Annotated in this window: 7 protein-coding genes; 3 read left to right on the top strand and 4 right to left on the bottom strand. The window is 73.5% G+C overall.

Annotation, left to right across the window (positions count from 1 at the left end; all coding sequences use genetic code 11):
- Positions 1-57 precede the first annotated feature (57 nt).
- From ACFW2G_RS32680 to eccB, 4 genes are all read right to left on the bottom strand, one after another.
- The gene (locus tag ACFW2G_RS32680) at positions 58-363 is read right to left on the bottom strand and encodes a WXG100 family type VII secretion target (protein ID WP_037928546.1); all 306 of its coding nucleotides are present in this window, start codon (positions 361-363) and stop codon (positions 58-60) included.
- A gap of 43 nt (positions 364-406) precedes the next feature.
- Entirely contained in the window at positions 407-754 is a 348-nt protein-coding gene (locus tag ACFW2G_RS32675) for a WXG100 family type VII secretion target (protein ID WP_030027130.1), read from the bottom strand.
- 212 nt (positions 755-966) lie between these two features.
- Entirely contained in the window at positions 967-2,235 is a 1,269-nt protein-coding gene (mycP, locus tag ACFW2G_RS32670; protein WP_384455005.1) for a type VII secretion-associated serine protease mycosin, read from the bottom strand.
- Between the two features lie 11 nt (positions 2,236-2,246).
- The gene (gene eccB / locus ACFW2G_RS32665; RefSeq protein WP_384585555.1) at positions 2,247-3,824 is read right to left on the bottom strand and encodes a type VII secretion protein EccB; all 1,578 of its coding nucleotides are present in this window, start codon (positions 3,822-3,824) and stop codon (positions 2,247-2,249) included.
- 258 nt (positions 3,825-4,082) lie between these two features.
- Here eccB and eccE point away from each other — a divergent pair, with 258 nt between their 5' ends.
- From eccE to ACFW2G_RS32650, 3 genes are all read left to right on the top strand, one after another.
- Positions 4,083-5,357: a type VII secretion protein EccE gene (gene eccE, locus ACFW2G_RS32660; RefSeq protein ID WP_052031274.1), complete on the top strand. Its 1,275-nt coding sequence runs from the start codon at positions 4,083-4,085 to the stop codon at positions 5,355-5,357.
- Positions 5,354-6,052 carry a hypothetical protein gene (locus ACFW2G_RS32655; protein WP_037928538.1) on the top strand — a complete coding sequence of 233 codons (699 nt, stop codon included), beginning with the start codon at positions 5,354-5,356 and terminating at the stop codon, positions 6,050-6,052. Before eccE ends, ACFW2G_RS32655 begins: the two co-directional genes overlap by 4 nt.
- 138 nt (positions 6,053-6,190) lie before the next feature.
- Positions 6,191-8,599, top strand: coding sequence for an SCO5717 family growth-regulating ATPase (locus ACFW2G_RS32650; RefSeq protein WP_384585552.1), 2,409 nt, complete (start codon positions 6,191-6,193; stop codon positions 8,597-8,599).
- Positions 8,600-8,664: the final 65 nt, after the last annotated feature.

The raw sequence follows: 8,664 nt of genomic DNA, 5'->3' as shown, positions 1-8,664 counted from the left end.
CGGTACGGGCGCGCCCCTTCGGCATGTCGGGACGCCGGACACCGGCTCCCGCAGGGCTCAGTAGGCCTCGGTGAAGAGGGTCGAGGCCCGCTTGTCGGTGGCCCGGTAGTCGTCCTTGCCGCGCTCGATCAGCTTGGCGACCTTCTCCAGCTCCGCGTGCATGGTGTCGGCCTTGGCCTTGTACTTCTTCTGCAGGGCGACGTACTCCCGGTGCGCCTCACCGTCCCAGGTGTCCGTGACGACCTTCACGGCCTGCTCCATCTCGGCCAGGTCCTTGAGGATGTTCCCGGAGACGACCCGGATGCGGTCCGCCATCTGCTGAACGGTCTCGTACCGGACCCGGGTCCCGTCGTTCGCCGTCATGTTCTTCTCCTTCTCGCTACGGCCTCGTGGATGGGGGCGTTGATCAGATGCCGTCGAGGCCCGAACGCGGGCCCGAGGCGGACGTCGGCTGGACGGCGTTCTTGAACGCGGCCCGCACCTCCTCGTCCTGCGCGTTGCTGAGGTTCTTGGTCTGCGCCACTGCGTTGTGCAGGACACCGAGGAGCCGGCGGATCTCGTCGTGGCTGTCGTTGAGCGTCGTCTGGGCCGTGATGAAGCCCGAGGCGCCCACACCGGTCCAGCCCGCGCTCACGGTGGCGATGATGTCGGCCAGCTCGCGGGCCTGCTTGGAGACGGCGGTTCCCGTCTCCTGGATCTTGTTCTTCGCCTGGACGACCGGATCGTCCGCAAGTCCGAAGGTGTTCGTGCTCATCGAAGCTCCTCACTTCTCAATTCGCCGGCAGAACCAGCGGATTGCGCAGCGGGGAGGGCGTGCCCGGCGCGGCTGTGAGTCACGCGCTCGGTGCAGTCCCCCTCCGCTTCACGCGATCCCCCGATCACACTCGTGAAGCTGCTGCCACTCTAGTCAGTTCACGAAACTGTCCCAACACCGGTGGTCTGCTTCCTCGGACGAACCATGGCTGTTCACTGCAAACGGCGTCGGCGGCTGCGCGCGTCGCGGACGACGGTCGCCGTGCCCGCGATGACGGCGATCAGGACGGCGCCGATGCCGAGAGCGTACGTGCCGTAGCGCTCCTGCCGTTCCTGGGCCGTCTCGGTGAGCCGGAGGGGTGCGGCCTGCGGCGCCGCCGCCGGAGCCGGGCCGGGGTCCGGGACGGGCGCCTTCGGGGCCTCCTGGTCCTGGCTGAGCGCGCGCACCGGATCCACCACTCCCCAACCGACGTAGTCGTCACGCCCGTTGACGGTGCGCTCGGCCGTGTTCTGGATCTGCCAGACGATCTGCTGGGCGGACCAGTCCCGATGCTCGGCGCGCAGCAGGGCAGCGACCCCGGCGACATAGGGCGCGGAGAAGCTGGTGCCGTTGTCGATGCACTGGCCGAAGCCGGGGACGGTGGAGACCATGTCCACTCCGGGCGCGGCGACCCCGATGAAGTCGCCGGGCTGGGAGAAGGCGGCGCGCTCGTTGTTGCGGTCGGAGGCGCCGACCGCGAGGACGCCGGGGAAGGCGGCCGGATAGGTTTTGCGCTTCTGGCCGCTCAAGCCATCGTTGCCCGCCGAGGCGACGACCACAATGTCGGCGGCGACGGCCTTCTGGACGGACCTGCCGAGCTCGGATTCCGCGGTCAACGGGACGTCGGTGTCCTGCGAGATGTTGATGACCTGGGCGCCCTTGGCCACCGCATGGTCGATCGCCTGACTCAGCGAGAGGGCGTTGCCCTTGCCCTGCCCGTCGTTCTGCCGGATGGGGATGATCGTGGCGTCCGGGGCCAGGCCGACGAAGCCCGTGCCGGCCTGGGGGCGGGCCGCGATCAGCCCGGCGACCTTGGTGCCGTGGCCTACGGTGTCGGTCGTGCCGTCACCGCCCTTGGGATCGACGAAGTCCCTGCCCGCACCGACGTCGACGGCGCCGCTGAGCTGCGGGTTCGCCCGGTCCACACCGGTGTCGATGACGGCCACCCGGACGCTCGCGCCGCTCTTGTCCTTGCCCTTGGTCTGCGCCCAGAGCTCGTCGAGGAGGAGCCGCTGGAGGGCCCAGGGGCGGTCTTCGATCTGCTTCTTCATGGGGAAGGTGCACTCCCCCGCGCCGTCCAGGCGCAGCCCGTACGGGGCGTGCGGCGGGGCGGTGCGGGTCGGGGCGGCCCCGGCCGCAGAGGCGGAGGCGGAGGCGGAGGTCAGGGTGAGGGCGCAGGCCGCGATGAGCAGCGCGCGCCGGGGCTTGCGGTTCTGGGGCATCGGCGGCTTCCTCACGAACCCTGGGGCTGGCGAGCGGAGTTGGTGTCGAGCCGGGGCCCCTTGGAGAGGAACTCCGACCAGGCGATGGGCACCATGGCCGGGGTGACACCGCCGTAGCCCAGCCTGACCTGTGCCTGGCTGGCCTCGGGGCGACCGTCCCCGCCCGCCTTGGACTGGTCGGGGGCGCCGATCCCGGACTGCTCGGCGTCGCTGTCGCCGTTGGCCTGGACGGCGTACCGCAGGCCGGTGTCGGTGACCAGGAAGAGGGAGCCGCCGGCCGTGGTCTGCTTGCCCTGCACCTGGGTGTAGAGCAGGCCCGTGCCGGGGGTGACGTACGCGCTCGTGCCGCTGGCCGTGATGTCGACGGGGTAGCTGGTGCCGGCCCAAGTACTCAGGGTTTGGTTGCCCTGGCCGTCGACCGAGCGCAGGACGTTGCAGACGGTGTCGCGGTTGTTGGACCCGCTCGTCCGGGTGCCTGCGGACGGCGCCGTCCGGTTGATCCGCTCGGTCTTCGCCTGCGGCCACCTGACGTCGCCGGCGAACGGGGTGGCATCCGGGTCGAGGGACTGGAGGTCGACCTCGCGGGCCTTGCCGTGCATGTTGAGGCCGTCGGTCGCCGGCGCCGAGATCAGCAGCCAGGCGACGAAGTCGGAGACCGGCGCGACCTTGCCGGGCAGGACCACATAGTGCTGGGCGCCGGAGCCGGTCTGGGCCTTGAGCACCATGCCGACCTTGTTGTCGGCGGTGGTCAGACCCTTGACGTCGGCGGCGGCTCCCGCCCTGCCGGGCAGGGGCGGGAAGGCCAGGTCGGCACCGGAGTTGAGGGTGCCGAGCCATTCGGGGGTCACCTGCTGCGGGGTGGCTCCGGTGCCGACCAGGGCGTTGGTCATGGTGCCGGCGGCCGGGCCGCCCTCGGGGAACCTGTACTTGGTCCCGCTCGCGTCGACCAGGTACCGCTCCTTGCCGGGGCCGGTGCTCTCCACGTACAGCGACTGGGTGTCCGCGAGCCTGCGCGCGTCGTCCGTCACGGACGCCTCGCGGTCCGCGAGGACGAAGGTGGCGGTCTGGACGCCGCGGCCGTTCCCGCCGGGCTGCTGGCAGACGGCCCAGCGCTTGACCTTGCCGGCCTCGGACTTGGAGGGGAGCCGGTCGGGGGCGTACGGGATGCCGATGATGGGGCCGCGTGGCGGCGTGCCTGCGTCCAGGACCTTGTCCTCGACCTGGACCACCTTGAACTTCTGCGGGTCCAGCAGGAGTCGGGCCGAGGCCAGGTTCAGCACCGGGTGCAGGCGGGTCTGGTCCTTGCCGTCCACCTTCGTCGTCAAGACCACGTACCGGGTCGTGGAGTCCTTGCCGACGATGACCCTCGTTCCGGGCTCGTCCCAGCCCTTGGGGGCGGTCGGCTTGAACATGCCCCAGGCGCCGAACCCGGCGAGCACGAGGGCTCCGACGATCATCCCCGGCAGGACCGCGCGCAGGGGACGAGGGGCTCCCTCCTCGGTACCCGTGGCGGAGGGCTGGAGGAACGCGGCCACCGTCCGCCGCTTCGCAAAGGTGTACGCGTTGAGCTCATCGCGTCGTGATGCCATGACCGTCTGCTTCTCCCCGCACGGCCCGGCCGGTGAGTACGGTCCCCGGGCCTCGATAGTCGGACCGGGCACCTACTATGCCTCTTGACGGACGGTACGCAGGGGCCGGGTAGGGTGAGGCAGCCGCTCAGGACCTTCCGCACCGGGGTAATCAGGGCTTGTTGGGGTGGATTGGGGAGGTTCCGGGGTTCCGCGACGGGTGTCGCGCAACGCCGGAAGTCGTCAGGTCCGGCCCGTGAGAGGGGAAGTGCGCGAGTGATGGCCACGGCGACGGAGCCGCAGACCGGCGCGCCCGCACCCGCACGAGGTGGGGTGGCACCGCATCCCCGGTCGAGCCCCGGCCGGTTCGGCCCGTTCCGACTGCAACAACTCGTACTGCTCCAGCTCGCGGCGGCCGCGCTGCTCGTGGCGTGGGTGGTCGACCCCCTGCTCCTGGTGCCGGCCGGTGTGCTGGCGCTGGCGCTGGTGGTCCTCGCGGTCGTACGCCGCCACCAGCGCTCCCTGCCGGAGTGGATCGGCGGTGTGCTCGCCCTGCGGGCCCGGCGCCGCCGGGCCGCGGCCTCCACCGTGCCCGCGGGCACCGAGCCGGGGCTGGCCCCACTGGTGGAAGCCGATCCGGCGCTGCGCACGCTGACCTTCAGCGATCGCGACCGGCGGCCCGTCGGCATGGTCGGCGACGGCACCTTCCTGACCGCGGTGGTCCAGGTGGACACCGACGCCACCGCGCTGCGGCCCGAGCGGGCGGCACGACCACTGCCGCTCGGTGCCGTACGGGACGTCCTCGAAGTGGACGGCATCCGACTGGAGTCCGCCCAACTGGTGCAGCACACCCAGCCGGCACCGGCCCCTCACCTGCCGGCGCAGTCGATGGCCGCGCGCAACTACGCCCCACTGCAAGCCCGCACGGGCACCCCGGCGGTGCGGCTGACCTGGATCGCGCTCAAGCTCGACCCGGAACTGTGCCCCGAGGCGGTCGCCGCCCGCGGCGGCGGACTGGCCGGCGCGCAGCGGTGTGTGGCGCGGGTGGCGGACCAGCTGGCGAGCCGGCTGGCCGGGGCCGGGTTCAAGGCCACCGTGCTGACCGAGCAGGAGCTGACGGCAGCTCTGGCCACGTCTTCGTGCGCGAACCCGATGGCGATCACCCAGGCCGGGCGCTCCGCCAGCACCGGGCGGCGCACCGAGGAGACCTCGCGGACCTGGCGCTGCGATGACCGCCGGCACACCACCTACTGGATCGGCCGCTGGCCCCAGTTGGGCGGCGCCGGGGCGGCGGCGCTGCCGCAGTTCGTGGCACTGCTGACGTCCATGCCCGCGCTCGCCACGAACTTCAGCCTGACGATGGCCGCTGCGGAGCGGCAGGGCGTGACGCTGACCGGACACGTACGGGTGACAGGGCGCAGCGACGAGGAACTTGTCGCTGCACGAAGGGAGTTGGAGAGGACGGCGCGGGGCGTGAAGACCGGGCTGGTGCGGCTCGACCGCGAACAGGTGCCGGGGCTGCTGGCTTCGCTGCCGCTGGGAGGCGCGCGATGAGGGGCGGTTTCGGGCTGGTCGGCCCGCGGCGGGAGCGACAGGTGGTGCCCGCAGCGGACCTGGACGCGCTGGCGGTGCCCGTCGGGGACGACGGCGTCGTGATCGGCGTCGACGCCGAGGGACGGTCGGCGGTGCTCGGCATCAACCGGCCGACGCCGTACGAGGTGACCCTGATCGGCGGGCTGTGGACGGCGCAGGTGCTGGCGCTGCGCGCGGCGGCCACCGGTGCGCGCGTCGCCGTGGAGACCGGGCGCGGACAGGTGTGGTCCGGGCTGGCCCGGGCCGCGGGCGGCGGGCAGCAGTGCGTGACCCTGCACGAGGTGGGCCGGATACCGCCGCAGGGCGCGTCCGCGGGCAGCCCGGTGCTGGTGATCCGCGACTGCGGGATGCGGCCGCCGCGCGGTCGCGTGGTGGCCGGCCCCTGGCAGTCGGTACTGACCCTGCTGCCGTACCTGAGCCCGACGGCGCCGAGGCTGCTCCAGCAGGCGTCACTCGTGGGCGTGCAGCGGGTGTCGCCGGACGAGGCGGAGCAGATCGGCCGCCTGATGCAGCTGCCCGCGCAGGCCATTGCGTCGCTGCCGACCCTGGGTGACGGGGTGACCCTGTGGTGCACGCCACGGGACCGGCAGTTCGTGATGACCCAGGGGACCGAGGCGGAGACCGGCCTGTTGGGCGCGGCCCGCCGCATCGACTGACAGGGCGGGCCCCGGGCGACCGCCTGCCCTCCCCGCGGAGCGGGACGCGGCGGACAGGGGTGGCGCACCCCGATTAGGCTGGACGCCGGCGTGGCGTGGGTGGACGCCGGAGCAGTGTTCGACAGACCAGGAGGACCAGTGAGCGGCGATCGGAACGAGAGGCGCGGCGGGACGTGGGACGTCCCGACGGACGATCAGTCCGACGCGGAGCCCGAGATGACGGGCGAGTTCACCATCGACTACACACCACCGGCCTGGTACACGCAGAGCACGGGGTCGGCCGCGCCCGCGCAGGTGCCGGGGCTCCCCGAGGGGAGCGGCTTCGAGCCGCACCGACCGTCGGACCTGGAGTCGCCCTCGACCATGCGGATCGCTCCGCCGGCGCCGCGGACACCGTCCGCCGGTACCGGTACGCCCCCGCCGTTCCCGCTCCCCGGCACGTCCGAGGCTCCGGCACCGGCCGCGGAGCTGCCGTACGCGGCTCCCGAGCCGATCACGGCCCCCGAGCTGCCGTACGCGACACCGGCACCGGCACCGGCGCCCGTCGAGGCAGCGCCCGAGCCGCCCGCGCCCCCCGCTCCGGCACCGACCGCTCCGGCACCGGCCGCTCCGACCCCGGACCCGTACGCCGCCGCACCCGCACCCGCACCAGCCCCCGCCGAGGCAGCCCCCACCCCGCCCGCGCCCACCGCTCCGGCCCCGACCGCTCCGGCACCGGCCGCTCCGACCCCGGACCCGTACGCCGCCGCACCCGCACCGGCACCAGCCCCCGCCGAGGCAGCGCCCGCGCCGCCCGCGCCCCCCGCTCCGGCACCGGCACAGGCCCCCGCGCCCGAGCCGTACACGGACCCGGCACCAGTTCCGGCCCCCGTGGAGGCGACTCCTCCGGCGCCCGAGCCCGCGGCGCCGTTCCCGGCGGCCGCGGCCGGGCCCGCCGTGGCAGACGCCGCTGCCTCGGTCCCCGAGGCCCCGGCTCCCTTCCCTGCGTTCGCGGCCCCGGCCGAGGAGGCCGCCCCGGAGCCGGCCGATGCCGTGCCCGCGGCGTTCGCGGCCCCTGCTCCGCCGGCGCCGCCGGCACCTCCGGCCGAGGCCCCGCCGTACCCCGCGCCCGCGCCCGCCGCGGAGCCGGCCATCGCCGCTGCCCCGGTCGAGGGGGAGAGCCCCTTCGGCGCTCCGCCCGGTGAACTGCCCCCGCTGCCGAACGCGTTCGCGCACCAGGGCGGCGCCTACGGCTTCCCGCCGCCAGCGCCCGCGCCGCAGCAGCCCCCGCAGCCCCAGCCCCAACCCGATCCCCGTAACGCCGGTCAGTGGCCCGTCGGCGGCCCGGGCCAGCAGCCGCCGCAGCCCCAGCCGCACGACCCGCGGTACGCGGCCGGCCCCACCGGCGGCGGCGCGCCGCTCGGCTACACCGCCGCCGTCGAGCTGTCCTCGGACCGGCTGCTGCGCAACAAGCAGAAGCCCAGGAGCAACAACAACGGCGCGGGCGGCGGCCTGTTCCGCTTCGGCGGCAAGGCGGCCGAAGCGGAGCGCCGCCGCAAGCTGGAGCTGATCCGCACCCCGGTCATGTCCTGCTACCGCATCGCCGTCATCAGCCTCAAGGGCGGCGTCGGCAAGACCACGACCACCACCGCCCTCGGCGCCACCCTCGCCACCGAGCGCCAGGACAAGATCCTGGCCATCGACGCGAACCCCGACGCCGGCACGCTCGGCCGCCGTGTCCGGCGCGAGACCGGCGCGACGATCCGGGACCTGGTCCAGGCGATCCCGTACCTGAACTCGTACATGGACATTCGCCGCTTCACCTCGCAGGCGCCCTCCGGCCTGGAGATCATCGCCAACGATGTGGACCCGGCGGTCTCCACGACCTTCAACGACGAGGACTACCGCCGTGTCATCGAGACGCTGGGGCGGCAGTACCCGATCATCCTGACCGATTCGGGCACCGGTCTCCTCTACTCCGCCATGCGCGGCGTCCTGGACCTGGCCGACCAGCTGATCATCATCTCGACCCCGTCCGTGGACGGCGCCAGCAGTGCCAGCACCACCCTCGACTGGCTCTCCGCCCACGGGTACGCGGACCTCGTCTCCCGTTCCATCACCGTCATCTCCGGCGTCCGCGAGACCGCCAAGATGATCAAGACCGAGGACATCGTGCAGCACTTCGAGACCCGCTGCCGAGGTGTCGTCGTGGTGCCGTTCGACGAACACCTCGCGGCCGGCGCCGAGGTCGATCTCGACATGATGCGACCCAAGACCCGTGAGGCGTACTTCAACCTGTCCGCCCTGGTGGCCGAGGACTTCCTGCGGGCCCAGCAGCAGGCGCCGCAGAACCACTGGGGGGCGCCGCAGCAGCCCCAGCAGCCCCACCCCCAGCAGCCGCAGCACCACCAGCCGCAGCCGCCGCCCCAGCCGTACGGACAGCCCCAGGGCCAGCCCCCGTACCAGCAGCCGGCCCCGCAGCCGGGGCCCTACGGCCAGCCGTACCCGCAACAGCCGCAGCCCGGCCAGCCCTGGCAGCAGCCGCCGCGCGACCCGCGGCTGGGCTGACGGCAGCGCCGTTCGGGCCGACCGCTACGGGCGAGGGCCCGTACCGCCCCGGGACAGGTGGCGGT

The sequence above is a fragment of the Streptomyces sp. NPDC058880 genome (assembly GCF_042742535.1).
Taxonomy (GTDB): Bacteria; Actinomycetota; Actinomycetes; order Streptomycetales; family Streptomycetaceae; genus Streptomyces.
Note: the sequence above shows the minus strand (reverse complement) of the source record. Positions and strands in the feature narration are given on the sequence as shown.

Coding starts and splice junctions, on each gene's coding strand:
- ACFW2G_RS32655 (WP_037928538.1), top strand. CDS start 5,354: ATGAGGGGCGGTTTCGGGCTGGTCGGCCCGCGGCGGGAGCGACAGGTG.
- ACFW2G_RS32680 (WP_037928546.1), bottom strand. CDS start 363: ATGACGGCGAACGACGGGACCCGGGTCCGGTACGAGACCGTTCAGCAG.
- eccE (WP_052031274.1), top strand. CDS start 4,083: ATGGCCACGGCGACGGAGCCGCAGACCGGCGCGCCCGCACCCGCACGA.
- eccB (WP_384585555.1), bottom strand. CDS start 3,824: ATGGCATCACGACGCGATGAGCTCAACGCGTACACCTTTGCGAAGCGG.
- ACFW2G_RS32675 (WP_030027130.1), bottom strand. CDS start 754: ATGAGCACGAACACCTTCGGACTTGCGGACGATCCGGTCGTCCAGGCG.
- mycP (WP_384455005.1), bottom strand. CDS start 2,235: ATGCCCCAGAACCGCAAGCCCCGGCGCGCGCTGCTCATCGCGGCCTGC.